We start from the raw sequence: 26,126 nt of genomic DNA, 5'->3' as shown, positions 1-26,126 counted from the left end.
CGCTTGGGTGACGGTTTCAAGTGGCGGGCCTCGGGGTGCGCGGGAATGCTCGGTGTCAGAGGTGTGTGTCGGGCTCGGGGCCGGACGCACCCATGCGCACGGAGGCGGGCACCGACGGACCCACGTCGGCGGTCGGCGTCCTGCGGTCACCAGGGACATGAAAGGGACATCGAGTGATACCCATCTCCACACCACACCGAACTCCGGGAAGCCGCAGGGCGCGGCGGTCCGTCGCAGCGCTCGGCGCCGTCGCGGCCGTCGCCGCCGGCCTGGCTCTGACGAGCCCGGCCGCGCAGGCTGCGGACCCGTCGGCCTCGGCCTCGGGCAGCGACCCCGCCAGCCGGGAGCGGGCCTTCGCCGCGGCCTCGGCGGAGTACGGCGTGCCGCGCACGGTCCTCGAGGCGGTGTCGTACGCCCAGACCCGCTGGGACTTCAACCCCGGGCACAGCACGTCCGGCGGCTACGGCCCGATGCACCTCGTCGACGCCGACCTCGGCACCCGCGCCGACGCGAAGGGCCTCGGGGAGCCGTCCGCTCCGGAGGCCGCACCCGTGGCCGACACGCTCGGCCGCGCCGCGGAGCTGACCGGCCTCGCCGAGGACGCACTGCGCACCGACGAGGTCGCCAACATCCGCGGCGGTGCGGCCCTGCTCGCCGCCACGCAGAAGCGCCTCGGGCTGCCCATGGGACAGTCCACCGACGCGGGCCAGTGGTACGCCGCCGTCGCCGACGCCTCGGGCTCGGCCCAGGAGGACGTCGCGGCGGCCTTCGCCGACGACACCTACTCCGTCATCGCGTCCGGCGCCTCGCGCCGCACCGTCGACGGCAAGGAGGTCTCGCTGCTGCCGTCGGCCGTCAGGGCCGACACGGCGCAGGTCGACCGCCTCGGGCTGCTCAAGAAGCCCAACGGCGGCCCCGTCGACTGCCCGCCCGGGCTCGACTGCGAGTGGGTCCCCGCACCGTACGAGCAGTACGGCCCGGGCGCCGGTGACTACGGCAACCACGACCTCGCCCAGCGTCCGCGCTCGCCGAAGATCACCAACATCGTCATCCACGACACCGAGGCGACCTACGACACGACCCTCAAGCTCGTGAGCGACCCGACCTACGTGTCGTGGCAGTACAGCCTGCGCAGCTCCGACGGCCACATCGCCCAGCACCTCACGCCGCAGGACGTCGGTTGGCACGCGGGCAACTGGTACGTCAACAGCCACTCGATCGGCCTCGAGCACGAGGGCTTCGCGCCCCAGGGCGCCGAGTGGTTCAGCGAGCCGATGTACCGCTCGTCCGCGCGGCTCGTGCGCTACCTCGCCACGACGTACGACATCCCGCTCGACATGCAGCACGTCTTCGGCCACGACCAAGTACCGGCCACGACCCCGGGCGGCGTCGCCGGCATGCACTGGGACCCGGGCCCCTACTGGAACTGGGAGCACTACTTCCAGCTCCTCGGGGCGCCGCTCTCGGCCCACCAGTCCGGTGCGGCCCAGGACCTCGTGCGGATCCTCCCCGGCTTCGAGGACAACATCCAGCCGGTGACCGGCTGCACGACGGCGGGCGTCGCCTGCCGCGCGCAGGGCACCAACTTCGTCTACCTGCACACCCAGCCGTCCGAGACGGCGCCGCTCGTCAACGACATCGGCCGCAAGTCCAACGGCGCGGCGTCGACGACGAACGTGTCCGACATCGGGGCCCGGGCCCAGACCGGTCTGACCTTCGCCGTGGCCGAGCGCAGCGGTGACTGGACGGCCATCTGGTTCAACGGCGTCAAGGGCTGGTTCCTCAACCCGGCGTCCGACCCGACGGCCGTCCCGGTCAAGGGCTCCTACGTCGTGCCCAAGGCCGGTCTGGCCAAGGCCCCCGTCTACGGGCGGGCCTACCCCGAGGCGTCGGCCTACCCGGCGGGCATCCCGGTCCAGGCGCTCGCGCCGCTGCAGTACTCCTTCGCGGCGGGCCAGCGGTACGCCGTCGGTGACCTCACGGTGCCGACGAACTACTACCGTGCCTCGACGTTCTCGCTGGGGACCCCGAACGACCACGTCGACGTCGTCGGTCAGGACCGCTACTACCAGATCTCCCTCGGCCACCGCTTCGCCTACGTGCGCGCGGCCGACGTGGACGTCGTCACGGCCCAGTAGCCAGCGGCACCACCCAACCGTCGAGGGGCCAGAATCTGTCGCCTCATCGACGTCGAAAGGCCACTTCTCGTCACGAGAAGTGGCCTTTCGACTGCCCGTGACCGGCACGAAGTGGCCTCTCGACGGTCAGGGGGCGGGGGCTCAGCGGAGGTCGTACGCCTTGAGGAAGCTGACGATGAAGGGCGCGGCGCCCGTCACGCCGTTGTCCCCGACCTCGTTGTAGGCCGCGATGGCGATGTCCCCGCGGCCGGCGACCATCCACACGTGGGTGTCGGGCGGGCTCTTCGTGCCGAACTCGGCGGTGCCGGTCTTGGCGTACTCGACGCCGAGCGGACCCAGGACCTTGCCTGACCCCTCGGTGACGACGTCACGCATCTCCTGACGCAGCACACCCGCCTCGGTGGGGTCGAGGGGCGTCGCGGGCTTGGGCAGGGCGGGGGCGCCGGCCACGAGCTGCGGGCGCACCGTCTGGCCCTTCATGACCGACGCGACGACGATCGCCATCGTCAGCGGTGACGCCTCGACGCGCCCCTGCCCGATGAACGACGCCGCGTGCTCGACGACGTCGTCGGTCGTCGGCACCGAGCCGAGGAAGCCGGTGAAGGGCAGGTCGAGCTTCTCGCCCATGCCGAGCGACTGCGCGGCGGACACGAGCTCGTCCTGGCTCACCTTCTCGTGCTGGCTGATGAAGGCCGTGTTGCACGAGTAGGCGAGGGCGGTCCGCATCGGGATGTCGCCGAGCTTGTCCTTGGGGTAGGTCGTGTAGTTGCTGAACCGGCGGCCGTTGACGGTGAGCGTCTCGGTGCACGGCAGCAACGCGTCGGCCGTGGCGCCCTTGCGCACGTTGGCGAGCGAGCTGACGATCTTGAACGTCGAGCCCGGCGCCTCCTTGCCGGCCAGGGCGAGGGTCGTGCCGGCAGCGGCAGGCCCGACGGCCGCGGCGAGCACCTCACCGGTCGACACGCGGACGGCGACGAGCGCGGTCGGGTGCTTCGTCTGCTTGGCGAGCGCCGACTCGGCCGCGGACTGGGCCTTGGGGTCGAGGGTGATCGTCAACGGCTCGCCCTCGGTCGACTGCTCGGCGAAGAGCTCGCGCTTGTCGAGGGCGCTGCCGTCGGCGCCGCGCTTGACGGCGTGGACCGCCAGGCCGGGCGTGCCTCGTAGCCGGGCGTCGTAGCGGTACTCGAGGCCGTTCTTGCCGACGGTGTCGCCGGCCTCGAGGGCGTCCTTCGAGGCCTTGATCTGCTCGGCCGTGGCCTCGCCGACCGTGCCGAGGATCGGGGCGGCCCACGTGCGGCTCGGGCCGAGCACCTGCAGGGCCGGGACGGTGAGCGCACCCGTGACCTTCTCGATCGCAGCGCCCCGCTCCTCGATGATCGGGTCGGTGGCTCGCAGGGTGACGCCCTCGACGAAGGCCTTGGAGCCGGCTGCCTCGACCTTCGCCGCGAAGCGGGCGGGATCGATCTCGATGAGTGCGGCGAGCTTCTTCGCCGCGGCCGTCGCCTCGGCGCCCGACACCTTCGTCTTGTCGATGCCGACGGCGGCGACCTCGCGCTCGGTCATGATCTTGCCGCCCGAGGAGTCGACGATGTCGGCCCGCCGCGGCCACTTGCGGGCGAGGTCGAGGGTCTCGTCGGAGGTGAGCTGTGGAGCGACGACGCCGGGCGTCCAGGACACCCGCCACCGGTCGTCGACGAGACTCAGGTCGACCTGCGTCTCGTAGGTCCAGTCGGTCGGGGACGTCGAGACGTCCCAGCGGCTGAAGAGCGTGGCCGTGGCGTGGTCGGAGCCCTCGGTGTGGCTCATCTCGCTGAGGGCCACCTGCGGACGCAGCGTGCCGAGGTCCTTGTAGGCGGCCTTGACGAAGGCGGTCGCCTTGGCGGGCGTCGTGTTCTTGAAGGTGACCGCGCCGAGGTCACCGCTCGCCAGCCCCGAGGCGAGGGCACGAGCGGTGTCGTCGGGCTTCGGCGGCGAGTCGAAGAGGGAGCAGCCGGCGCCGAGCGTGCCGACGAGCACCCCCGAGAGCGAGACGGCGACGAGAGTCCTGGCACGAGATCCCCTGAGCATGGCTCCACGGTACGTGCCGGGCCGCGGCCGCCGTGTCATGAGGTCGTGGCGCCGGCGTGACGATCGTCTGCAGGAGCGGGCGTGTGCCGGGCGGCCTGGCCGGGTGCCTGGCGTGCGCCGCCGCGGGGCGGCGTGCGCGGCCGGCGCCACAGCACGAGCGACCCGAGCAGGCCGACGACGAGCGCGACGAGGTGAACGCCCCAGGCCTGGTTGGCGGGCGACAGAGCGGCGAGGAAGACGTCGCGGCTCGCCTCGACGTGGTCGCGCAGCCCGTTGGGCAGTCCCGAGCGCGGCCGCAGGTAGGACGCGAGGTAGGAGAAGGCGGTCTGGCCGGCGGCGCAGACGGAGAGCAGGACGAGCGCCGCGAGCCACGCGACGAGGCGTCGGGCCGGGCGCAGACCCAGGCCGGCCAGGGCGAGACCCGCGGCCACGCCCACGACGACGGAGCTCCACTGCAGCAGGCCCAGCGACCGCTGGAGGCCGAGCAGGGCGACGACGACGGCGCTGACCCAGCTGCCGAGAGCCACGGCGAGCGGGGCGGCGGCCAGGGCTCGCAGCACCGGGCCGCCGAGGGCGACGAGGAGCCCGAGCACGAGACCGAGGACGGTGCCGAGGACCGCGACGGCGAGGACGCCGACGATGACGCGGTCGTCGCGGTCGAAGTCGCTGCCGAGCTGGCGGGTGGCCCCCGCCGACTGGGCGATCGTGTAGGCGCCGGACGTGAGGGCCCCCAGGGTGGCGAGCACGGCCACCCGGAGCCGTCGCCCGGCGCGGGGACGCACCCAGAGCGTCGCGAGGGCCGCGAGGCCGCCGCCGACGAGCGTGATCGTCAGGAGCAGCCCGAGGCGCGCCGTGATGAACGGCAGGAGGCTGATGTAGCCGTCGGTCGCCGAGCCCGTGGCGACGTCGTAGGGCCAGTTTCGTGGTGAGCGCGCGCCGAGCCCGTCGAGGATCCAGGGCAGCGCGCCGCCGACCCACCAGGCCGCCGCCGCGAGAGGGAGGACCGGCCACAGGTGGGCACGCGCAGGCCGACGGTGTGCCTCACTGCCCACGCCAACGCCGGTGTCCACGCGCAGATCCGATCATGACTGACCGACATCCGCCAATCGTCGGCGTGCTCGAGCGCCACAAAGGTCAGCGGTCGGGGTCAGCGCTCGGGGCGCCAGAGCTGCACGGACGCCACCGGCTCGAAGCCGGCCGCGAGGAACGCGCGCAGGGCGCGGGCGTTGCCGGGCGCGCAGGCCGCGACGACGACGTCGCCCTCGTCGATGAGGGTCAGGGCGTCGCGGACGACGTCGGTCCCGACGTGGTCCTTGGACGGATCGGTCTCGAGGCCCACCTCGGGCAGTCCGCCCAGCCCCGTCGAGAGGGTCACGAGCGTGTGGTCGTCGGGGGCGGCATACCCGAAGGTCGTGACGTCGCTGCGCACGGAGGTCGCGTGCTGGGCGCGGGGGTGGTTGCGCAGGTCGCTGCGCGGCACGAGCGCGGGCTCGCCGCCGGCTCCGCGGGCCACGAGGATGAGGTCGAGGGCGTCGATCCAGCCGGTGCCGGCCAGGCGCGAGACGAGGCGCGGGTTGCTCGCGCCGCCGAAGCCGTCCGGGCTCAGGGAGTCCAGGGTGCCGTCCGAGACGTCGTCGTCGACGGCGAGGTAGGCGTGCCCGGTGAAGGCGACGACGCCCTCGACGCCGGGCCGCCACGGCTCGACGCGCTGCCACGCGCCGTCGACGGTCGGGAAGTCGCCGCCTGCGGCCTTGCTGAGGACTTCGGCAATGGGGTGCACGGCGTCCATCAAACCCGCCGCGTCGACCCGGCGCCCGCCGGGGTCCACCTGTTGGCACCCGGCCGCCGCGCGCCCGCCGCGCGCCCGCCGCGCCCCCGCCGCGCTCCCTCTGCTCGCCCGACACCCCCGCCGGGTAGGTTGTGGCCATGTCCCGACCGCACGCGGCCGCCATCGTGGAGGACGCCGTCCACGAGCAGGTCGAGCGCGTGCTCCGCAGCCGCGGCTGGGGCAACCGGGTCATCACCCACGTGGGCTACGGCTCGTCCTCCTTCGTCCGTGTCTATGCGCGGATCCTCCTCGGGCGCAAGGGCCGTGAGGACGTCGAGGGTCCGGAGGCCAGGCAGGACGCGACCGGTGCCCTCAGCCCGGCCCACTACGACCGGGGTTGGCGCGCCTTCATCACCTCGCCCGCGACGGGCGTCCCGGTCAAGGTCACCGCCGGTGACCGTGAGGTCTACGGCCGGTCCGACCGCGGCGGACACGTCGACATCGTCGCCCGCGACCACGGCCTCGCCCCGGGCTGGCAGCAGGTGGTCGTCGAGGTGCAGGGCACCGACCCCGTCGCGGCCGACGTCTTCATCGTCGCCGACGGCGTGACGCACGGCATCGTCAGCGACATCGACGACACCGTCATCACGACGATGCTGCCCCGCCCGATGATCGCGGCGTTCAACACCTTCGTCCGCAGGGGCAAGGCGCGTCACGCGGTGTCGGGCATGGCACCGATGTACCGCCGCATCCTCTCGGCGCACCCGGGCGCGCCCATCGTCTACGTGTCGACCGGCGCCTGGAACGCCGCCGCCACCCTCAACCGCTTCCTCGTCGAGAACGGCTTCCCGCTCGGTCCGCTCATGCTCACCGACTGGGGGCCCACCAACACCGGGTGGTTCCGCAGCGGACAGGCGCACAAGCGCACCTGCCTCGACCGCCTCGCCCGCGACTTCCCCGAGATCACGTGGCTGCTCGTCGGCGACGACGGCCAGCACGACCCCCAGATCTACGCCGACTTCGCCGAGGCGCGCCCCGACCGCGTCGACGCCATCTGCATCCGGCACCTGTCGCCGACCGAGCAGGTGCTCTCCAACCCGATGAAGATCGACTCGCCCATCCGTCCCTGGGCGTCGCGGTCCGTGCCGACCTTCTCGGCTGCGGACGGGCACGGGATGCTCCGCGTCCTCGAGGGCGCCGGCAAGGTCGGCGAGGTCGTCGCTGCCGACGAGCAGCCCTCGCGTCCGGGCCGTTCCGTCGGCTCCGGGTGACAGACTGGGGCCATGCCTGAGCTGCCGGAGGTGCAGGCGCTCGTCGACTTCCTCGCCGAGCGGACGGACGGCCTTGCCGTCACGAAGGTCGAGCTCGCCTCGTTCAGCGTGCTCAAGACGTTCAACCCGCCACCGCAGGCGCTCGAGGGCGCACCCATCGACGGCGTCCACCGCCACGGCAAGTTCCTCGACATCGACGCCGACGGCACCCACCTCGTCTTCCACCTCGCGCGGGCCGGCTGGCTGCGCTGGTCCGACCAGCTGCCGATGACCGTCCTGCGACCGGGCAAGTCACCGATCGCGCTCCGGGTGCGGTTGTCCGACGGCTCCGGTTTCGACCTGACCGAGGCCGGCACGAAGAAGTCGCTCGCGGCCTACATCGTCACCGACCCGGCCCAGGTGCCCGGCATCGCGCGCCTCGGTCCCGACCCGATGGCCGACGACTTCACGCTCGAGCAGTTCCGCTCGATGCTCGAGGGCCGGCGCACGCAGATCAAGGGCCTGCTGCGCGACCAGGAGTTCATCGCCGGCGTCGGCAACGCCTACTCCGACGAGATCCTCCACGTCGCCAAGATCAGCCCGTTCGCCATCGCGGGCACGCTCGCCCCCGAGGTGGTCGACCGGTTGTATGCCGCCCTGCGCGACACGCTGAAGAGCGCGGTCACGACGGCGTCGGGCAAGCCGGCCAAGGAGCTCAAGGACGCCAAGCGCGCGGGCATGCGGGTCCACGCGCGCACCGGCCAGCTGTGCCCGGAGTGCGGCGACGTCGTCCGCGAGGTGTCGTTCGCCGACACGTCGCTGCAGTACTGCGCCACCTGCCAGACCGGCGGCAAGCCGCTCGCCGACCGACGGATGTCCAAGCTGCTCAAGTGAGCACGTCCCGTCAGGCATGATGGCCCGGCGCGGATTCGTCCGGAATGCAACGCTTCCGGTCTCGTGGTTGTCTTCATCGTCATGAAGCCGTTGACCCACCACGTCCTGCGCGGTCCCCTCCACCCGGTTCGTCCCGGTCGAGCATTCGTCGCGCTCGCCCTCGGATCCGTGCTCGTCACGAGTGCCTGCGGGCAGGCGACGCCGTCACCCGGGGCCGCCACGCCCGCCGGTGGCGACGGTCCGTCGGCCACGGCCGGCTCGACGGTCGACGCCGGCGCGGGCGCCGAGACGGCGACGTCGGGCGGCGTGCGCCTCGAGGCGACGATGGCGCCGGGAGGGCCCGAGGTGGGCGTGACAGGTGCCGGCATCGCGGCGAGTCCCGGCCTCGTCGTCGACTACACGCTGACCAACACGGGCACGAAGCCCGTCCTCGCCTACGACGTCGTGCCCGCCGACCTCGGCAGCGCGACGCTGCCCATGGACGTCGATGCCAAGCACGCGTGGGTCTACGAGGAGTCCGGCGTCCTCCGCCTCAGCAAGCAGGGTTTCGCTCCCGGCCCGAACGTCCGCTTCGCGGCGGCGCCCGTCATGGGCGGCCACACGATCGCGCCCGGTGCCAGCATCACCGGGAAGGCGTATGCCGTGTCGCCGCCGACGCTCGACGTGCCGGGTGACTCCTTCGAGGCCCCGCGGACCCCGGTCGACCCGGCCGTCAAGCAGTGGCAGTTCTGCGTCCAGGTCTCCGATCGTGCCGGGCAGGCCCGACCGTCCGCGGTCGGCGGCGGCGTCCTCGAGGCGGCCTCCGCGGCGCCGCAGGGCGACGAGCTCGTCTGCACCCCACCGTCGACGATCCCGGTCGCCTGACGGGTCAGAGGTGGATCGAGACGTGGCCGCCGTTCGCGATGCCCAGGCAGCTGAAGAGCATGAAGGATCCGGGCCAGGCCGCGGCGGCGGCCAGGCACCACGTCTTGACCGACCGTGAGGCGGCCCGCGCCCCGTCCCAGTCGCCGAGGGCCCACTTCGCGTTGACCTGGGTGGACTTGATGATCGCGACGATCCCGAAGGGCGTGAAGCAGCAGATCGTGCACAGGATCGCCCAGCCGAGGCGGGTCGGCGGTGGCGGGGCCTGGCCGCTGCGGGGGCCCACCCACTCGGCGATGGGGGTGGCGGCATACGGCAGCGGGTCGACCCGGCCTGCGGGCGGCGGCAGCGGGACGGGCGGCGGCATCACCGGTGAGATCGGCGCGCTCGGCGCGCTCGGCGCGCTCGGGGCGCTCGAGGCCGTAGCGTCCGGCGACTCGAGGTCGGGCAGCCACTGCGACCAGGTGTCCTGCGTGGGATCGGGTCGACGGTCGTCCATGGTCCGGGTGCTCCTGGCTCGGCGGGTCGGTCACTGGTGAGACCCGTCAGGAGCGACAGCGTTACACGGAGTAGGCGCGTGCGGGTGTGAACCGGACGAATCGCCCCGAGTCAGATGATGGTGGGGTCGCCGTCCGCGCTGAGCTGCTTGCCGGCCCGCTCCCACTCGAGCATCCCGCCCTCGACGTTGGCGACGTCGTAGCCCTGGTGCACGAGCCACTGGACCGCGCGGGCCGACCGGCCGCCCATCCGGCAGACGATGGCGACGGTGTCGTCGGTCTCGGGCAGCTCGTCGATACGTGCCGGCAGCTCCGCGAGGGGGATGTGGATGGCGTTGGGGGCGTGGCCGGCGGCCCACTCGTCGGCCTCGCGGACGTCGACGAGGACGGCGTCGTCGGGCAGCTCGGACACGGTCGTCGTGGGGATGCTCATGCCGTCCATCCTGACACGGGCCCTCGTCATCCCACGCGTGCGGCGAGGGTGTTGAGCACGGCGGCGGCCTCGTCGGCGTCGTCGACCGTGACGACGACGTCGGGCTCGCCGACGCGGTGCACGACGAGGGCCTCGCCGGCGCGGGTGACGTAGCCACGCCGGCCGTCGACGCCGATCCGCCAGCCCCAGCCGCCGAACTCGCGCAACGGGGAGACGGTCGTCGTCCCGGCCGACGCCACCCGCTCGAGCGGCACGCGGGACCACGAGAGCCCGGCGCTCGAGACCCGCAGGCCGGAGGCGTCGACCGTGACGCGCGCCGAGAGGGTGAGAGCGAGGAGAGCCCCGAGGGCGAGCGCCAGCAGCCAGACCCAGGCGAACCCGGCGAGCGCCACCCAGACGAGCGGTAGCGCGACGACGACCGCGAGCGCCGCCGTCGGGCCCACGCGCAGGCTCGCCCGCCCCGTCCACGCGAGCCGGGTCGTCGGTGTGACGTCGAGCCGAGGCGCGTCGGCGGGCAGGGGCGCGCGGGCACCGGTGACCTCGGGTGGCGTCGTGCGTCCCCAGCGCCAGAGCCCGACGGCGACGAGGGCGGTCAGCACGAGTGTCGGGACGGCCCACTGCGGCGGGAACGCCTGCGGGACCTGTCCCGGCCGCTGCGCGAGGAGGCCACCGAAGAGCACGCCGCCGAGGAACACGGCGAGGCCACCGGCGACGGCGGCGAGCGGACCCCGGGCGGAGCGGTGCATGAGCGCGCCGAGGCCGACGAGGGCCAGTGGCATCACCGTCGTGATGACGGCCGCGGTGACGACGGCCGCCCCGAAGGGCTGCCAGCGGTCCGGCTCGCCGTCCAAGCCCCAGTGGACGGCCACGGGGTCCGGCACCAGGTCGCGGACGGCATACGCCAGCCCGGTGCCGACCGCGGCCACGACGGGAGCCAGCACGGCGCTCGCGACCAGGGCGTGGGTCGGGCGACGGTCGGTGGTCATCGCTGGAACTCGCTCTCGATGAGTCGGGTGAGGTCGGCCGGGGTGGCGCCGACGAGCCGAGCCTCGGCGACGAGCTCGGCGACGAGGGTGCGCAGCCGCGCGTCACCTCCGGGGTCGGAGGTGCTGACGACGGCCCCGCGGCCGCGGCGCAGGTCGATGAGCCCCTCGTCCCGGAGGGACTGGTAGGCGCGGAGCACCGTGTGGAGGTTGACGTCGAGCACGCCGGCGACCTCCTTGGCCGAGGGCAGGCGGTCGCCCTTCGCGAGGCGTCCGGAGGCCATCTCGCGTCGGACGCAGGCGGCCACCTGCACGTGCAACGCCGTGCTCGACGTGGGGTCTACCTGCCACAACATAGTTCTAGTATCACTAGAAATAGATCGTCAAGACAAGCGGCTAGGGTGGAGGCCGTGAAGATCCTGTCGATCCAGTCCCACGTCGCCTACGGTCACGCCGGCAACTCGGCCGCGGTCTTCCCGCTCCAGCGGCTCGGGCACGAGGTCTATCCCGTGCTCACGGTCACCTTCTCCAACCACACCGGCTACGGCTCGACGCGAGGCCCGCTCATCGCGCCCGCCGACGTCGCGGCCGTCATCGACGGCGTCGAGGAGCGGGGGGCCTTCCCGGCCATCGACGCGGTGCTCTCCGGCTACCAGGGCGCCGAGGCGGTCGGCGAGGTCGTCCTCGACGCCGTCGCGCGGGTCAAGGCGGCCAACCCCGCCGCGGTCTACTGCTGCGACCCGGTCATGGGCGACGTCGGCCGCGGCTTCTTCGTGCGCGAGGGCATCCCCGAGTACATGCGCGACCACGTCGTGCCGAAGGCCGACATCGTCACGCCCAACCTGTTCGAGCTCGAGTTCCTCGTCGGTCGCCCGGTGTCGACGCAGGCCGACCTCGTCGCCGCGGCGCGCGAGCTCGTCGCGCAGGGGCCGAGCGTCGTCCTCGTGACGAGCGCGCTGACCTCCGACACGCCTGAGGGCTCGATCCAGATGGCGTGCGTCACCGCCGACGACGCCTGGGTCGTGACGACCCCGATGCTGCCGATGACGGTGCGCGGCGGTGGTGACGTGACCGCTGCGGTCTTCCTCGCGCACTACCTGACGGACGGCCCGGAAGTGGCCCTGCGCCGCACCGCGGCGACGATGTATGCCGTGCTCGAGCGCACCCACGCGAGCGGCTCGGACGAGATGCTCCTCGTCGCCGAGCAGGACGCGATCGCGCACCCCGACGAAGTTTTTGAAATCTCTTCGATCAGTTGACCGTTTCGCCCCAGAGCGCGTTATAGTCGCAACGCGCCGTTCCGCATGACCACCCCTGACCGTGCGGAACGGCGCTTTTTCATGCCTGAATTCAGTGGAATCCGAATCAAATGACTTCGGTATCCATGGAGTCGGTGTCGGCCTCGCGCTCCGCCCCGGCGTTCGGACGACGCGCCGATCAGGGTCGATCGGGATGTCTCAGGTTTTCGGTAGAGATGCGTATAGCCTCCGATCGTGGACCCGATCACGAACCCGTACGCCCCGGGGGCGGGCCAGCGCCCGCCCGAGCTCGCCGGCCGTGACGAGCAGCTGCGCACCTTCGACGTCGTGCTCGAGCGCATCGCCCGCGGACGCTCCGAGCGCTCGATCGTCCTCACCGGCCTGCGCGGCGTCGGCAAGACCGTCCTGCTCAACGCCCTGCGCAGCTCGGCCGTGCGGGCCGACTGGGGCACGGGCAAGTTCGAGGCCCGCCCCGACCAGCGGCTGCGGCGACCGCTTGCCGCGGCCGCGCACCAGGCCGTGCGCGAGCTCGGTCACCCGCGCGGCGAGGACGTCGACCACGTGCTCGGCATCATCAAGGCCTTCGCGCTGCGTGACGCCCCGACGGGCGCGAAGCTGCGTGACAAGTGGCAGCCGGGCATCGATGTCCCGGCCGTCACCGGCCGCGCCGACTCGGGCGACATCGAGATCGACCTCGTCGAGCTCTTCACCGACATCGGTGGCCTCGCCGCCGACGTCGGCAAGGGCGTCGCCGTCTTCATCGACGAGATGCAGGACCTCGACCCGGACGACGTGTCGGCGCTCTGCGCGGCGTGCCACGAGATCTCGCAGTCGGGTCTGCCCGTCATCGTCGTCGGTGCCGGCCTGCCCCACCTGCCCGCGGTGCTCTCGGCCTCGAAGTCCTACTCCGAGAGGCTCTTCCGCTACTCGCGCATCGACCGGCTGCCTCGCGACTCCGCCGACCGCGCCCTCGTCGGGCCGGCCACCGAGGAGGGGTGCGAGTTCACGCCCGAGGCGCTCGACGAGATGTATGCCGTGACGGCCGGCTACCCGTACTTCATCCAGGCCTACGGCAAGGTCGTGTGGGATGTCGCGCCCTCCTCACCCGTGACCGCCCAGGACATCCGGGTCGCGGTGCCCGAGGCCGAGTCCGAGCTCGCCGTCGGCTTCTTCGGCTCACGCTTCGAGCGGGCGACGCCGGCCGAGCGCGAGTACCTCCGGGCCATGGCCGACGCGGCCCTCGTCAACCCGCCCGCAGGGGAGGGGGACGCGGAGGGGAGCGACGCAGCGATCGCGGTCGAGACGGCATACGTCCGCGACGGGGTGACCGAGCGCGAGGCCGTGCCGACGTCCGCCGTGGCGGAGGTGCTGGGGCGCAAGCCGCAGTCGCTGTCGCCGGCGCGCGACGCCCTCATCAAGAAGGGCCTCATCTACTCCGGCGAGCGCGGCCTCATCGCCTTCACGGTGCCCCACTTCGGGCGGTACCTGCGCACCCAGTCCTGAGGGCTACGCGGGCGCCTCGCCCGCAGCGACGTCGAGGTGCGCGCGCCGTCCGTCCCGGTCGAGCACGAGGATGACCTCGACCGGCTCGTCGTCGGCGGTGATGGCGTGCGGGACCATCGTCGAGAACTGCGCCGACTGGCCCTCCTCGACGAGCACGACGCGCTCGCCGAGGTGCAGCCGAGCCGTCCCCGAGAGCACGGTGAACCACTCGTGACCCGGGTGCACGCCGAGCCGGCCGCTGTGGCGCGTGGCCGTGATCCGCATCTTGGCCACGACCAGACCGTGCGGCTCGTCCTCACGCGTCAGCAACCACGTCGTGCGCCCCTGGGTCGTGTCCCGGCGCGGGTGGATGACGACGTCGTCGTCGCTCGCGAGGTCGACGAGCTCGTCGATGGTCGTGCCGAGCGCGCGGGCGATCGGACCGAGCTGGTCGATGGCGATCCGGCGGTGGCCCGTCTCGATCCGGCTCAGCGTCGACGGGCTGAGGCCGCACCGGCCGGCGAGGGCGTCGAGGGACCACCCGCGGGCGACGCGGAGGCCGCGGATGCGGGCGCGGATCACTGCGTCGAGGTCGAGTTCTTGCGTCATCGGCAAGATCGTATGCCGTGTGCGCAACGGTGTCCTACCGTGACACGTATGTCGCACGCACAGCACGGAGACGCCCCCGCCCACCACGGACACGGTGACCACGACGGCCACAGCCACGACGACCTGGCGTCCGAGGCCGAGGGCGCCGACCTGCTCGACCTCGACGGCGACGTGCTCCGGACCTACTGGGACGCGGCGCTCGACCGCGTCACCGCGGCCCTGGTGTCGTCGCCGGCCGACGAGCAGGGCGCGCCCGCCCGGGTCGTCGACCTCGGTGCTGGCACCGGCACCGGCACGCTCGGACTGGCGCGCCGGCTGCCCGACGCCGAGGTCGTCGCCGTGGACGTCTCAGAGCTCGCCCTCGCGCGTGTCGACGCCAAGGCGCGGGCCGCCGGCGTGGGCGACCGCGTCCGCACCGTGGTGGCCGACCTCGACGCCGGATGGCCCGACCTGGACCCGATCGACCTCACCTGGGCCTCGATGTCGCTGCACCACCTCGCGGACCCGAACCGCGCTCTCTCCGACCTTCGTCGGATCACCCGCGACGGGGGTCTGGTCGCCGTGGCCGAGTTCGACGAGCCGCTGCGCTTCCTGCCCGACGACCTCGGTCTCGGCCGTCCCGGTTTCGAGGGCCGGGCGCTCGGCGTGCTCTCCGCCGTGCACGCCGAGGTGCTGCCCTCCATCGGCGCGTCCTGGGACGAGGTGCTCCGCGAGGCCGGCTGGACGGTGGTCGACGAGCACGACGTCGTCATCGACGAGCGCTCGCCGGACCATCCGCTCGCCGGCCGCTACGCCCGAGCCTGGTTCGACCGGCTCGCGCACGGCCTCACCGACCGGCTGGACGCCGAGGACCACCGCACGCTCGAGGCCCTGCTCGACGACGACGGCCTCCACGGTCTGCTCCACCGCACCGACCTGCACCTGCACGGCGTCCGCACGGTGACGATCGCGCGCCGCTGACCGGTCCCGGTCTGCCGGCGGCACGCCGATGGGGAGTGCTCCCCGCTTTCCGGCGCGCCGGCCGGGAGAGGCTGTCCTAGCGTCGGATCCGGGACGAACGTCGGGCGACCGCCCGACGGCCCGGGGGCCATGGCCCACGACGACAGGGGACACCATGAAGAAGACGATCGCGTCGGCCGCCGTCGCGGCCGCGCTCACCGGGGCCGTCGTGGCTGCGGCACCCACCGCGCAGGCCGCCACGGCGCGCAACGGCGTCTGCGAGACGGGCGAGTTCTGCCTCTACTACAACTCCGGCAACGGCGGGTCGCTCGTCGACCTCGCGAACAGCCAGTCCGACTACGGCACCGGGTCCGGGTGCGTCACCTTCGTCTCGGCGGGCAACGGCCAGGGGCAGTGCGTCAAGAACAACGCCGCGTCGGTCTGGAACCGGGGGCCGCCGTGGCGACGGTCTTCTACCGGAGCGGCTACTCCGGGGCCATCGACTCGGTCGACCCGGGCGTCATGGCGGACCTGCGTCCGGAGCTGAAGAACGAGAATGCCGGCCACATCGTCGGCGTCGCCACCAACGACGCGTTCGAGTACGGCGTCTACCACTCGGCGGGTGCTCGCGTGACGGCGTGGTTCGACGGCTACCTCAACACCCCGGGGCGACACGAGGGCATCGACGTCGCCTACCAGTCCGGCGCCGACGTCTTCGCCGTCCTCGGCGGTACGGTGACCCGGGTGACCGAGGGCAGCGACGCGACGGATGCGCTGTCCACGCTCGCGGTCTACAACGCCACCTACGACAAGACCGTCGTCTACCTCCACCTCAACCCGTTGGGCTTCGCGGTGGGACAGTCGATCTCGAAGGGCCAGAAGATCGGCGACGAGGCGGCTCGCGGCGCCCCTGCCACGCACACCCACGTCGAGATGCGCCCCGGGCGCCAGACCGCGGCGACCTTCAGCAGCGACACGACGCTCGTGAATCCGGTGCCCACCCAGTTCTGGATGGACCGCGGCTACAACGCCTGCTGCCAGTGACGCGTCGGGTGTGGCCGACGCGCTCGGCCACACCCGAGACCGGCGCGTCAGCTGGGCGCCTCAGCCGGGGACGGCGAGCTGGACGGTGCGCCAGGTCGTCCGGAGTGCAGGACCGATGACGTCCACACCGCCGGCCATCGTCACGACGAGCCAGGCCGCCGCCACGGTGAGAGCCGGCCCGACGACGTAGCGCTCGACGGTGTGGTCGGTGCTCAGGGCCAGGTAGTTGTAGCGGTGTCCGTGCACCGGCCAGAAGAGCGGGCAGCCCTGCACCGTGGCCATGTCGCCGAGGAGGTGGACCACCACCCCGACCGCGACCGCCCACGGCACGACGTCGACGGGGAAGGAGTCGAGCACGGCGCCACGAGTCAGCATCGCGCCCATCAGCAGGCAGAGCAGGGTGTGGCCCACCGTCGCCCGGACCATCGTGACGCGCAGGGCCGCTGCCGCGAGGGCGAAGAGGAACGACAGGAACAGACCGAGGGGCAGGCCGCCGACGTTCGTCAGGTAGGCCCCCAGTGCGGTGAAGGCCGCCAGGCCGACGAGCGAGTGGGTGCCGTTGCGGTGCCCGCCACTGACCAGTCCCACGCACCAGGCGATTCCGGCCGTCAGCGGCCCGAGGGAGCGTGCCGGTGTCGCGTGCGCGTGGTCGATGTCCGGGAGCACTGCGGCGCCCGCCGCGGTCACGGCTGCGACCGGGACCGCCCAGGCCTCGACGGGGACGCCGTGGTCACGCAGCAACGGCGTCAGGGCGAGCACGGCCACCGCCCCGGACAGGGCATGAGTCCTACCGAGCACCGCGGGTCACCGATCGCACGACGGCAGACTCTAGCCAGCCGGCGCGGTGACGCCGACACCGGGGGCCAGCCGTCTCGGCGAGCCGTATGCCTCCCAATTCCATTGTGTGGCAGGGTTGCCGATCGTGCCTGCTCGCTCCTTGCCCCCGCTCCTGGCTGTTCTCGTCGCGGCGGGCGTGGCGCTGGCCGGCTGCGGCCTTCCGCTGCCGTCGCCCGGCGCCGGCCTTCCGCACGCCCCGACCCGCGTCGTGCCCGGCAGTGCGGCAGGCGGAGCCACCGCGAGCTCCGGGCCGTCCCCCGTCCCGCCCCTGACACCCGCGCTAGCGCGCGCGGCGCTCTCGACGCTCGACGGCCTCCCGGTCAAGGGCCGGGCCCCCAAGACCGGCTACGACCGGGACGCGTACGGCCCCGCCTGGAGCGACGACGTCGACGTGAGCCTCGGACACAACGGCTGCGACACCCGCAACGACGTGCTGCGCCGCGACCTCGTCGCCGAACGGTTGAAGCCCGGCACACACGGATGTGTCGTCGTCTCAGGCACGCTCGCGGATCCCTACACCGGGCGCAGCATCACCTTCGTCCGGGGACGCGCCACGTCGGCGAAGGTGCAGATCGACCACGTCGTTGCCCTCGGCGATGCCTGGGTCACGGGTGCGCAGCAGCTGACGGCGACCGAGCGCAGGACGCTCGCCAACGACCCGCTCAACCTGCTCGCCGTCGACGGCCCGACGAACAGCGCCAAGCGTGACGCGGACGCCGCGTCGTGGCTGCCTCCGAACAAGGCCTACCGCTGCACCTACGTCGCGCGTCAGGTCGCCGTGAAGTCGCGCTACCGCCTCTGGGTCACCGCGGCGGAGAAGGCGCAGATCGCTCGGGTCCTCGCCGGGTGCTCGCGAGCGCGCTGACTCCGGCTGACGCCTGGGAGGTGGAAGGGCCGGACCCCACCTGACTGCCAAGCCGTGAGGGAGGGGTGGAGTGGCAGTCAATCCCGGCCCTTCCAGTAGGACACGCTACGGGACGCGGGGTGCCCTGTGGGGGTGAAGATCCCCGTGAATCCTGTCGATTCGACCGGAAATGCGCCTTTCGTCGGGCTCGTAGGCGTCACATCCTCGGTGCACCGTTCTCCCGGAATCGCCCGAACCGCGTTCGCCGCGCACGTCGACCACCCGCGAGGCGGTGCGACCTAGCCTGCTGGCATCCGGGGTCCTCGGCATCCCGGCGACCTCTGGCGGACCCGATGCCCAGACCGACAGAACGCCCGACCGCCTACGTGCCGGGGCTCGACGGAGTGCGTGCCCTCGCGGTGGCGGCTGTCGTCGGCTACCACCTCGGTGTGCCGGCCCTTGGCGGAGGGCTGCTCGGGGTCGGGGTCTTCTTCACGCTCAGCGGCTTCCTCATCACGGGCGTCCTCGTCGCCGGGTGGGAACGTACGCGGACCGTCGGACTCAGCCGCTTCTACGTGCACCGGGCCCGTCGGCTGCTTCCGGCCGTCGTCGTGCTGCTCGTCGTCGTGTCGTTCGTGTCCGTCGTCACCCACCCCGACGCCGCGGGTGAGCGCCTGGCCGAGTCCGTGGCCGCCCTGCTCTACGTGAGCAACTGGAAGACGATCTCGGACGGCGAGTCCTACTTCCAGCGGTTCAGCGGGCCGGGACCCTTCGACCACCTCTGGTCCCTCGCCGTCGAGGAGCAGTTCTACGTCGTCTGGCCCGTGCTCATGCTCGGACTCCTCGTCGTCGTGCGGGGTCGGCTGCGTGGCGTGGCGACGCTGACGACCGTGCTCGCCCTCGCGTCGTTCGTGCTCCTCTGGCTCCTCGCCGTGCCGGGCTTCGACAACACGCGGGCCTACGAGGGCACCGACGCGCGGGCCGGAGGACTCCTCGTCGGCGCTGCCGTGGCCCTCGTCTGGCGCCGCGGCTCACTGCCACCACTGTCCGACCGAAAGGACCGTCGGGCTCTCGACGGCGTCGGCGTCGGCTGTCTCGTCGTCGTCCTCGCCCTCATGACGCTCACGGACGAGTACTCGCTGTCGCTCTACCGCGGCGGACTGCTGCTGCTGTCCCTCGCCACGGCCGGCCTCGTCGCGGTCGTGTCGCACCCGCGGTCACGACTCGGCCGCCTGCTCGGGGTCCGGCCCCTGCGCTGGGTCGGCGAGCGGTCGTACGGGATCTACCTCTGGCACCTGCCCGTCGTCGCCCTGACCGGCCCGGACGTGCTGCGGGGGCATCACGGGCTCAGGGGCGCGCTCCAGCTCGGGCTGACGCTGCTGCTCGCGACGCTGTCGTGGAACCTCGTCGAGGACCCGATCCGACGGCGCGGCTTCCGGCGCGCCCTCCGCCCGCGACGGCCGCGACCCGGCGACCTGCCGCGCGCCGTGCCGTCGATGCCGGCCGTCGCCGCCGGCACGATCGCCCTGGCCCTCGTCTCCGTCACCTCGCTCAGCGCCGCCGCGCTCGTCGGCGGGGGACGGGCGGACGACCGGGCGCTCGACCCGGGCGACCCGCCCGCGCCGCCGACGACCGCCGCGACCTCGACGTCCCCACCCGCGTCACCGCCGTCCCCGACCTCAACGCCGTCCCCGACGTCACCGACGTCACCGACCGCGCCGCCCTCGCACCCTCCGGCGCGGACGTCGTGCACGTCCCTCGTCCACATCGGGGACTCGACGTCCGTCGGTCTCGTCGACCCGGCATACCAACCCCGTGCGTCGACGCGGCTGCCCGCCCAGTACGCCCGCGTCGGGGTCACGAGCTTCGTGCCGGACATCCTCGGCGCGCGCTCGATCGTCGAGACGTTCCGGGGGCAGCCGAACGCCGAGAGCGCCGTGACGTCACGGACCACGCAGGGGTACGCCGGGTGCTGGGTCCTCGCGATGGGCACCAACGAGGTCGCGAACCAGTACGTCGGGGGTGTCGTGCCGCTCGCCGACCGGATCGACCTGCTGATGCGGCCGATCGGCAACCACCCGGTGCTGTGGCTGACGGTGCGCACCACCGACACCTCGGGGCCCTACGCCGACCGCGAGATGGAGAAGTGGAACGCGGCGCTGCTCGACGCGTGCAGCCGCTACCCGACCATGCGCGTCTACGACTGGCGCACCGAGGTGCACCGGTCGTGGTTCGTCGACGACGGGATCCACTTCACGACGCGGGGCTACACCGAGCGCGGCAAGCGCATCGCCGACGCGCTGGCCCGGGCCTTCCCGGCCGCAGGGGCGCCGGCCCCCGGCTGTCTCGTGCAGTCGGGAGACTGACCGGCCGGGACGCCCCGGCCACCAGCCGGTTTCGCGACGAGGCCTCCGGGAGGGCATGCTCGTCGCATGCGCCCGGCCCTCGACCTCCTCCTCGTCGTGGCGCTCCTGGGCCTCGCGGTCCACCTCGCGCGTGCCGACCCGCGCCGATGGCGGATCGGGGTCCTGCTCCTCGGCGCCCTCTGGGCCGTGCTGTCGGCGGTCGGGGTGGACGTGCTCGTGCTCCCGCAGGTCCTCTCGGTCGTGCTGGGACTCCTCTTCGTCGGCAACGGCCTGCGCCTGCTGCGCCCGCAGGGCCGGGGTCCGACCAACGTCCTCGCGCTGCTCCTCGGCATCGCGATCCTGACCGCGACGGCCGTCGGGACGGGTATCGTCGGCTCCGGTGCCGCCGGCGCGATCGCCGCCGTCCCGACGGGGCCGGAGGTCCTCGGGATCGTCGTCCTGCTCCTGCCCGGCTACCCGGCGCTCGCCTTCGGCAGCTTCGCGCTCTACTGCCTGACCTACCGGCGCCACCGCGCCCGCGCCGAGCCGGCGGCGGTCGTCGTCCTCGGCTCGGGACTCGTGGGCGGCACGGTGCCGCAGCTGCTCGCCCACCGGCTCGACGCGGCCGCCGACGCGTGGCGCGCAGAGCGCGACCGCGGCCACGAGTGCCTCCTCGTGCCGAGCGGCGGGCAGGGCGACGACGAGCCGATGTCCGAGGGGATGGCCATGACCGCGTACCTCATGGCCCACGGCATACCCCAGGCGTCGGTCGCGACCGAGGACCGCGCGACGACGACCGAGGAGAACCTGCTGCTCTCACGCGAGATCCTGCGGTCGCGCGGGATCGGCGACGCCGGGCCCCTGCGCGTCGTGACGAGCAACTACCACGTCGGCCGCGCGGCGCTGCTGGCCCGGCGCCTCGGCATCGACGCCGACGTCACCGGCGGCCCGACAGCCTGGTACTTCGTGCCGAGCGCCTTCGTGCGCGAGTTCCTCGCCGCGCTGACGCTCCACCCGCGCACCAACCTCGCGGGCCTCGGCGTGTGGGCGGCCTGGACGGCCTGGCTCGCGTATGCCGTCCTGCCCGTCTGAGGGCGCCGCGCGCGGTCACGACGTGGCTGGCCCCTGAGCCAGGTCGTCACGCAGCACTCGCTTGAGCAGCTTGCCGCTCTGGTTGCGGGGCAGCTCGTCGACGAAGTGGAGCGCCTTGGGCAGCTTGAAGGGCGCGAGGCTGGCGCGGGCATGGTCGACGAGCTCGGTCTCGGTCACCGTCTGTCCGTCGCGCAGGACGACGACGGCGGTGACGGCCTCGACCCAGCGTTCGTGCGGCGTTGCGATGACGGCGACCTCGGCCACGGCAGGGTGGGTGTAGAGCGCGTCCTCGACCTCGCGGGAGGCGACCATGACGCCGCCGGTGTTGATGACGTCCTTGATGCGGTCGACGACGGTGAGGTAGCCGGCGTCGTCGCGGGTGACGAGGTCGCCGGAGTGGAACCACCCGTCACGGAAGGCCTCGGCCGTCGCGTCCTGCTTGTTCCAGTAGCCGGTGCACAGCTGCGGCGATCGGTAGAGCAGCTCGCCCGACTCCCCGGCGGGGACGTCCGTGCCTTCGGGGTCGACGACGCGCGCCTCGACGAAGAGCACGGTGCGGCCGCACGCCTCGGGTCGCTCGGCGTGCTCCTCGGGCCGCAGCACCGTGGCGAGCGGGCCGATCTCGGACTGCCCGAAGCAGTTCCAGAAGCCGAGCCCGGGCAGGCGCTGCTGGAGCCGGTCACGCACCGGGACCGGCATGATCGACGCGCCGTAGTACGCCTTGCGGAGCGAGCCGAGGTCGGCGGTCTCGAGCGCCGGGTGGTTGGAGAGCGGTACCCAGACGGTGGGGGCGAGGAAGAGCGAGCCGATGCCGTGCGTGGCGACCCGCTCGAGGATCGTCGCGACGTCGGGGCGGGGCAGCAGGTGGTTCGTCGCCCCCACGGCGAGGTAGGGCAGGAGGAAGACGTGCATCTGGGCCGAGTGGTAGAGCGGCATCGAGTGGAGTGGGGCGTCGTCCTCGCGCAGGTCGAGGCCGACGATGCACGAGACGTACTCGTGGACGAGGGCCCGGTGCGTCATCATCGCGCCCTTGGGCTGGGACGTCGTGCCCGAGGTGTAGAGCAGCTGGACGAGGTCGGTGTCGCGCGTCCCGACGTCGAGCGTGGGCACATCGCCCTCGCTCCACCGCGGCAGCACGGCGTCGTCCCCGCCGTGGAGCAGCAGCACCTGCTCGAGGTCGGTGTCGGCGCGCACGGCCTCGACGCCGTCGCGCAGCGCCACGTCGACGAGCGCGACGCGCGCGCCCGAGTCGCGCAGCAGGTAGGTCAGCTCGGGGCCGGTCAGCGCGTAGTTGACGGGGACGTGGACGAGGCCCGCGCGGGCACAGCCGAGGTAGGCGAGCAGGTAGGCATCGGAGTTGACCCCGACCGTCGCGACGCGGTCGCCGCCGGCGAGTCCGAGACCGAGCAGGTGCGCGGCCGCGCGGGACACGGCGGCGTCGAGGGCGGCATACGTCCACGTGCGGTCGTCGAAGACGAGCGCGACCCGGTCCGGATGGCGCGCGGCGCTGCGGCGGACGACGTCGTCGACGGTGCTCGAGGTGATCTGCGCGGTGCTGACGCTCATGGGGTGTCTCCGGGGTCGGGGCGTTCGCGAGGTCGGTCGGGTCGGTGGGCGGGCGCGGCGAAGGACTCGAGGAGGGCTCCCGCCTCGGCGCCCCCGGCGAGCCGCGCGATGGTCGCGGCCTCGTCGGCGAGCTGGACGGCATACGGGCGCTCACCCGCGAGGCGCAGCAGGCGGGCTGCCTCGCCGACGGCCTCGCGGGGGAGGGCGGCGATCGCGGCGACGACCTCGCCGGCGCGGGCGTCGAGGTCCGGGGCGGGGCAAACCTCGGTGACGAGTCCCCAGTCGAGCGCGGTCGCCGCGTCGATGGGGGTGCCGGTCAGCAGGAAGAGGGCCGCCCGGCGCGCGCCGACGGCGGCGGGCAGCAGTGCGCTGACGCCGCAGTCGGGCGACAGGCCGACGCCGGGGTAGGCCGCGACGAACGTCGCGTGGTCGGCCGCGAGGACCACGTCGGAGGCGAGGACGAGGCCGACACCGGCGCCCGCGGCGGCGCCCTGGACCACCGCGACGACCGGGACCGGCAGCGCGCGCAGGGCCGTGAGCGTCTCGTGCAGGATCCCCGCCAGCTCGGCGACGAAGGCCCGGCGCTCGGGTGCCGCGGCCATGGCGCGCACGTCGCCGCCGGCGCAGAAGAGCCGGCCGTCGGCCCGGAGGACGACGACGTGCACCGGCCCGGAGGCGCTCGCGACCGCGCCGACCGCGTCGCGCAGCGCGATGGCGGTCGGCAGGTCCACGGCGTTGCCGGCGTCGGGTCGCGCGAGCCGGATCGTGGCCACGCCGTCCGACACCGACAGCATCGGCACCGTCGTCGTCACGGGCTCATCCTGCCCCGCCGGAGCCGTCCTGGGGAGGGGTGGCGCACGGAACGACCGGTCGCGTATGCCGTCCGGCGTGGTCGGCGGCCCCGTACAGTGACTGGGCATGGACTTCGTGACACGAGGGTTCCAGGGTCGGCCACGCGGCCGCGACGACCGGCTGCCCCCGGGCCAGTACCTCACCGGTGACTTCCCGGTGCTCTCGGCGGGCCCCACCTCGAACGTCGACCACGACGAGTTCGAGCTGTGGGTCGCGACGGAGGACGGCACCCGCCACACGTGGTCGTGGGCCGAGCTCGTGGCCCTCCCGGCCGAGACGGTGACCGTCGACATCCACTGCGTCACGAGCTGGTCCAAGCTCGACACCGAGTGGCGCGGCGTCTCGCTCGACACCCTCCTCGCCGACGTCGAGACGGCCGCCGACTTCGCGATGGTGCACAGCTACGGCGGCTACACGACGAACCTGCCGCTCGAGGACCTCCTCGACGGACAGGCCTGGGTCGCGTACGGCTACGACGGCGACGACCTCCGACCCGAGCACGGCGGTCCCGCAAGGCTGCTCGTCCCGCACCTCTACTTCTGGAAGTCGGCCAAGTGGGTGCGCGGCATCGAGCTGATGCTCGAGGACTCACCCGGCTTCTGGGAGCAGCTCGGCTACCACGACTACGGCGACCCATGGCGCGAGCAGCGGTACCAGGGGGACTGAGTGCCCGGCGCGCGTGGCGGGAGGCCACGCTCGTCGAGCGACGTCCCGAGACCGACAGCGCAGTGACGCTCGTCCTCGACGTCGACGGGTGGCCCGGTCACCTGCCGGGTCAGCACGTCGACGTGCGGCTCACCGCGCCCGACGGCTACACGGCGACCCGGAGCTACTCCGTCTCGGCGCCCGAGCGCGGTGACCGGGTGGAGCTGACCGTCCAGCGGGTGCCGGACGGGGAGGTCTCGACCTTCCTCGCCGACGGTCTCGCGGTCGGTGACGCCGTGCGCGTGCGTGGGCCCGTCGGTGGCTGGTTCGTCTGGCGCACCGGGCAGCCCGGGCCCGTGCTGCTCGTGGCCGGCGGCTCCGGCGTCGTCCCCCTCATGGCGATCCTGCGGGCCCGTGACCCCGGCGCACCGCCCTTCCGTCTCGTCTACTCGGTCCGCGGGCCCGACGACGTCATCTACCGCGACGAGCTCGCGGTGCTGGCCGCCACAGAGGGCGTCGAGGTCCGGCTCGTCCACACCCGCCGCGCCCCCGACGGTCACGAGCGCCCGGTCGGCCGGCTGCGCGAGTCGGACCTCGCCGCGCCCGGCTGGACGGGGGAGGACGCACCCACGTGCTACGTGTGCGGGCCGACCGGCTTCGTCGAGGGCGCTGCCGACCTGCTCGTCGCGCTCGGCCACGCGGCCGACCGCATCCGGACAGAGCGATTCGGGCCGAGCGGCCCGTGAAGGAGGACCTCCCATGACGATCCCCGACGGTCCAGGGCCCACGGCGGCATACGACGGCAACCTCATGGCCGGCCCGCTCTCGGAGCTCTTCGCGCTCGACGTCACGGTGGCCGTCGTCCACTGTCGCGGCTGTGGCGCGGACGCGGAGGTCGCGACGCTGCGCGTCTACGGGCCCGAGCCGGGCCTCGTCGGTCGGTGCCCGGGCTGCGACGACGTGCTCGTCCGGGTCGTCCGCACTCCCGACGCGGTGTGGCTCGACCTCGGCGGCGTCACGTCACTGCGGGTGCCGGCCCCGAAGCGCTAGCCGGGTCAGCTCAACGGTGCGGCGTCGTGCCACAGGTGCGCGTTGCAACGCGCACTCCTGCCGTCGGTCACCATCTCCCGCGCCACCGCGCACCGCTGCCGGTGATCCTGGTCAGCTGAGCAGGGCGTGGATGCCGATGGCGGCGAAGGCGCCCACGGTGAGGACGATCGTGGCGATGCCGACGACGAGAGCACCACGCTGCTCGGCGTTCATCCGCTCCGCCCAGCCGAGCTCCTTCGCCACACCCCGGATGAGGTCGCGTCCCTCGCCGGCCCGGAACGAGTAGTCGACGACCTTGCCGACCCGACCCGTCCCGGCGTCGACGCCGAACTCGACGCGCCGCGAGTAGCTCATCACCCGGCCACGCTTGAACGACCTCTCGGCCGAGAGCGACGCGGTCCCGCCGCTGTAGCTGACGGTGTTGTCGACGTCGGTGATGCCGTAGCGGCCATCGTCCCTCAGGTGCACCTCGTGGGTGAAGACGCGCTTGAGCCCGTGCGCCCGCGTGATGGTGAGCCACCGGGCGTCGGCGAGGTCGATCGTCAGGTCGAAGCCGTACGGGCGCTCCGCGACGGCATACGGCGTGCCCTCGGCTGCCGCGCGGGCACGGTCGACGAACTCCTGCGTGCTGCTGCTCATGTGCTCCCCTGTGTGTCGGTGGTGGGCGCCCG

27 protein-coding genes are annotated in these 26,126 nt (G+C 73.1%); 15 read left to right on the top strand and 12 right to left on the bottom strand.

What is annotated here, in order from left to right; all coding sequences use genetic code 11:
• Nucleotides 1-173 precede the first annotated feature (173 nt).
• Nucleotides 174-2,138 (top strand): N-acetylmuramoyl-L-alanine amidase, encoded by a 1,965-nt coding sequence (locus ASH01_RS10330; RefSeq protein WP_082619650.1) that lies wholly within the window; start codon nucleotides 174-176, stop codon nucleotides 2,136-2,138.
• 141 nt (nucleotides 2,139-2,279) lie between these two features.
• Here the strand turns inward: ASH01_RS10330 and ASH01_RS10325 are convergent, their stop codons facing one another.
• The 3 genes from ASH01_RS10325 to ASH01_RS10315 form a co-directional block, all read right to left on the bottom strand.
• On the bottom strand, nucleotides 2,280-4,205 hold the full coding sequence (locus tag ASH01_RS10325) for a penicillin-binding transpeptidase domain-containing protein (RefSeq protein WP_056775058.1): 1,926 nt from the start codon (nucleotides 4,203-4,205) through the stop codon (nucleotides 2,280-2,282).
• 35 nt (nucleotides 4,206-4,240) lie between these two features.
• On the bottom strand, nucleotides 4,241-5,275 hold the full coding sequence (locus tag ASH01_RS10320) for a hypothetical protein (RefSeq protein ID WP_156415523.1): 1,035 nt from the start codon (nucleotides 5,273-5,275) through the stop codon (nucleotides 4,241-4,243).
• 77 nt (nucleotides 5,276-5,352) lie between these two features.
• On the bottom strand, nucleotides 5,353-5,985 hold the full coding sequence (locus ASH01_RS10315) for an N-acetyltransferase (RefSeq protein WP_156415522.1): 633 nt from the start codon (nucleotides 5,983-5,985) through the stop codon (nucleotides 5,353-5,355).
• Nucleotides 5,986-6,131: 146 nt separating this feature from the next.
• Here ASH01_RS10315 and ASH01_RS10310 point away from each other — a divergent pair, with 146 nt between their 5' ends.
• The 3 genes from ASH01_RS10310 to ASH01_RS10300 all read left to right on the top strand — a co-directional run bounded on the left by ASH01_RS10310 (nucleotide 6,132) and on the right by ASH01_RS10300 (nucleotide 8,981).
• A complete protein-coding gene (locus ASH01_RS10310; protein ID WP_056775052.1) occupies nucleotides 6,132-7,244 on the top strand; it encodes an App1 family protein in 1,113 nt (370 codons plus the stop codon).
• A gap of 12 nt (nucleotides 7,245-7,256) precedes the next feature.
• A complete protein-coding gene (locus ASH01_RS10305) occupies nucleotides 7,257-8,117 on the top strand; it encodes an Fpg/Nei family DNA glycosylase (RefSeq protein ID WP_056775050.1) in 861 nt (286 codons plus the stop codon).
• A gap of 63 nt (nucleotides 8,118-8,180) precedes the next feature.
• Nucleotides 8,181-8,981, top strand: a complete 801-nt coding sequence (locus ASH01_RS10300) for a hypothetical protein (protein ID WP_056775048.1) — start codon at nucleotides 8,181-8,183, stop codon at nucleotides 8,979-8,981.
• A gap of 4 nt (nucleotides 8,982-8,985) precedes the next feature.
• Here the strand turns inward: ASH01_RS10300 and ASH01_RS10295 are convergent, their stop codons facing one another.
• The 4 genes from ASH01_RS10295 to ASH01_RS10280 all read right to left on the bottom strand — a co-directional run bounded on the left by ASH01_RS10295 (nucleotide 8,986) and on the right by ASH01_RS10280 (nucleotide 11,247).
• A complete protein-coding gene (locus ASH01_RS10295) occupies nucleotides 8,986-9,477 on the bottom strand; it encodes a CD225/dispanin family protein (protein WP_056775045.1) in 492 nt (163 codons plus the stop codon).
• A gap of 110 nt (nucleotides 9,478-9,587) precedes the next feature.
• A complete protein-coding gene (locus ASH01_RS10290; RefSeq protein WP_056775043.1) occupies nucleotides 9,588-9,917 on the bottom strand; it encodes a rhodanese-like domain-containing protein in 330 nt (109 codons plus the stop codon).
• A gap of 17 nt (nucleotides 9,918-9,934) precedes the next feature.
• Entirely contained in the window at nucleotides 9,935-10,894 is a 960-nt protein-coding gene (locus ASH01_RS10285; RefSeq protein WP_056775040.1) for a DUF1648 domain-containing protein, read from the bottom strand.
• Nucleotides 10,891-11,247: a GntR family transcriptional regulator gene (locus ASH01_RS10280; protein WP_056775036.1), complete on the bottom strand. Its 357-nt coding sequence runs from the start codon at nucleotides 11,245-11,247 to the stop codon at nucleotides 10,891-10,893. The genes ASH01_RS10285 and ASH01_RS10280 overlap by 4 nt, the downstream gene beginning before the upstream one ends.
• A 54-nt stretch (nucleotides 11,248-11,301) precedes the next feature.
• Between ASH01_RS10280 and pdxY the strand changes: the two genes are divergently transcribed.
• Both pdxY and ASH01_RS10270 read left to right on the top strand, forming a co-directional pair.
• Nucleotides 11,302-12,150 carry a pyridoxal kinase PdxY gene (pdxY, locus tag ASH01_RS10275; RefSeq protein ID WP_056775383.1) on the top strand — a complete coding sequence of 283 codons (849 nt, stop codon included), beginning with the start codon at nucleotides 11,302-11,304 and terminating at the stop codon, nucleotides 12,148-12,150.
• Between the two features lie 234 nt (nucleotides 12,151-12,384).
• The gene (locus ASH01_RS10270; RefSeq protein ID WP_056775033.1) at nucleotides 12,385-13,653 is read left to right on the top strand and encodes an ATP-binding protein; all 1,269 of its coding nucleotides are present in this window, start codon (nucleotides 12,385-12,387) and stop codon (nucleotides 13,651-13,653) included.
• A gap of 3 nt (nucleotides 13,654-13,656) precedes the next feature.
• On the opposite strand, the gene ASH01_RS10265 is transcribed toward ASH01_RS10270, so the two are convergent.
• Nucleotides 13,657-14,241, bottom strand: coding sequence for a helix-turn-helix domain-containing protein (locus tag ASH01_RS10265; RefSeq protein WP_056775029.1), 585 nt, complete (start codon nucleotides 14,239-14,241; stop codon nucleotides 13,657-13,659).
• 48 nt (nucleotides 14,242-14,289) lie between these two features.
• On the opposite strand from ASH01_RS10265, the gene ASH01_RS10260 reads away from it, so the two are divergent.
• The 3 genes from ASH01_RS10260 (at nucleotide 14,290) to ASH01_RS10255 (ending at nucleotide 16,224) form a co-directional block, all read left to right on the top strand.
• Nucleotides 14,290-15,201: a class I SAM-dependent methyltransferase gene (locus ASH01_RS10260; protein WP_056775025.1), complete on the top strand. Its 912-nt coding sequence runs from the start codon at nucleotides 14,290-14,292 to the stop codon at nucleotides 15,199-15,201.
• 154 nt (nucleotides 15,202-15,355) lie between these two features.
• Entirely contained in the window at nucleotides 15,356-15,727 is a 372-nt protein-coding gene (locus tag ASH01_RS23400) for a peptidase inhibitor family I36 protein (protein WP_200961785.1), read from the top strand.
• A complete protein-coding gene (locus ASH01_RS10255; RefSeq protein WP_200961784.1) occupies nucleotides 15,640-16,224 on the top strand; it encodes a M23 family metallopeptidase in 585 nt (194 codons plus the stop codon). Before ASH01_RS23400 ends, ASH01_RS10255 begins: the two co-directional genes overlap by 88 nt.
• A gap of 60 nt (nucleotides 16,225-16,284) precedes the next feature.
• Here ASH01_RS10255 and ASH01_RS10250 read toward each other — a convergent pair whose 3' ends face one another.
• Nucleotides 16,285-17,022: a metal-dependent hydrolase gene (locus tag ASH01_RS10250; protein WP_082619649.1), complete on the bottom strand. Its 738-nt coding sequence runs from the start codon at nucleotides 17,020-17,022 to the stop codon at nucleotides 16,285-16,287.
• 247 nt (nucleotides 17,023-17,269) lie between these two features.
• Between ASH01_RS10250 and ASH01_RS10245 the strand changes: the two genes are divergently transcribed.
• The 3 genes from ASH01_RS10245 to ASH01_RS10235 all read left to right on the top strand — a co-directional run bounded on the left by ASH01_RS10245 (nucleotide 17,270) and on the right by ASH01_RS10235 (nucleotide 21,342).
• Nucleotides 17,270-17,926 carry an HNH endonuclease family protein gene (locus ASH01_RS10245; RefSeq protein ID WP_056775377.1) on the top strand — a complete coding sequence of 219 codons (657 nt, stop codon included), beginning with the start codon at nucleotides 17,270-17,272 and terminating at the stop codon, nucleotides 17,924-17,926.
• 332 nt (nucleotides 17,927-18,258) lie between these two features.
• Nucleotides 18,259-20,271 (top strand): acyltransferase family protein, encoded by a 2,013-nt coding sequence (locus ASH01_RS10240; protein WP_082619648.1) that lies wholly within the window; start codon nucleotides 18,259-18,261, stop codon nucleotides 20,269-20,271.
• Nucleotides 20,272-20,337: 66 nt separating this feature from the next.
• On the top strand, nucleotides 20,338-21,342 hold the full coding sequence (locus ASH01_RS10235) for a YdcF family protein (RefSeq protein WP_056775018.1): 1,005 nt from the start codon (nucleotides 20,338-20,340) through the stop codon (nucleotides 21,340-21,342).
• 15 nt (nucleotides 21,343-21,357) lie between these two features.
• On the opposite strand, the gene ASH01_RS10230 is transcribed toward ASH01_RS10235, so the two are convergent.
• The gene (locus tag ASH01_RS10230) at nucleotides 21,358-22,908 is read right to left on the bottom strand and encodes a fatty acyl-CoA synthetase (protein ID WP_056775015.1); all 1,551 of its coding nucleotides are present in this window, start codon (nucleotides 22,906-22,908) and stop codon (nucleotides 21,358-21,360) included.
• Nucleotides 22,905-23,720, bottom strand: coding sequence for an enoyl-CoA hydratase/isomerase family protein (locus ASH01_RS10225; protein WP_200961783.1), 816 nt, complete (start codon nucleotides 23,718-23,720; stop codon nucleotides 22,905-22,907). The genes ASH01_RS10230 and ASH01_RS10225 overlap by 4 nt, the downstream gene beginning before the upstream one ends.
• Before the next feature lie 106 nt (nucleotides 23,721-23,826).
• Between ASH01_RS10225 and ASH01_RS10220 the strand changes: the two genes are divergently transcribed.
• The 3 genes from ASH01_RS10220 to ASH01_RS10210 are packed head-to-tail and all read left to right on the top strand — an operon-like array spanning nucleotide 23,827 to nucleotide 25,455.
• Complete coding sequence (locus ASH01_RS10220) at nucleotides 23,827-24,426, top strand: sulfite oxidase-like oxidoreductase (protein WP_056775013.1); 600 nt, start codon at nucleotides 23,827-23,829, stop codon at nucleotides 24,424-24,426.
• Nucleotides 24,396-25,151: a ferredoxin reductase gene (locus tag ASH01_RS10215; protein ID WP_056775010.1), complete on the top strand. Its 756-nt coding sequence runs from the start codon at nucleotides 24,396-24,398 to the stop codon at nucleotides 25,149-25,151. The genes ASH01_RS10220 and ASH01_RS10215 overlap by 31 nt, the downstream gene beginning before the upstream one ends.
• Before the next feature lie 13 nt (nucleotides 25,152-25,164).
• Nucleotides 25,165-25,455, top strand: coding sequence for a DUF6510 family protein (locus tag ASH01_RS10210; protein WP_056775007.1), 291 nt, complete (start codon nucleotides 25,165-25,167; stop codon nucleotides 25,453-25,455).
• A 111-nt stretch (nucleotides 25,456-25,566) separates the two neighbouring features.
• On the opposite strand, the gene ASH01_RS10205 is transcribed toward ASH01_RS10210, so the two are convergent.
• The gene (locus ASH01_RS10205; protein WP_056775004.1) at nucleotides 25,567-26,094 is read right to left on the bottom strand and encodes a hypothetical protein; all 528 of its coding nucleotides are present in this window, start codon (nucleotides 26,092-26,094) and stop codon (nucleotides 25,567-25,569) included.
• Between the last annotated feature and the right edge of the window lie 32 nt (nucleotides 26,095-26,126).

This window comes from Terrabacter sp. Soil811, assembly GCF_001429655.1.
GTDB lineage: Bacteria > Actinomycetota > Actinomycetes > Actinomycetales > Dermatophilaceae > Terrabacter.
Note: the sequence above shows the minus strand (reverse complement) of the source record. Positions and strands in the feature narration are given on the sequence as shown.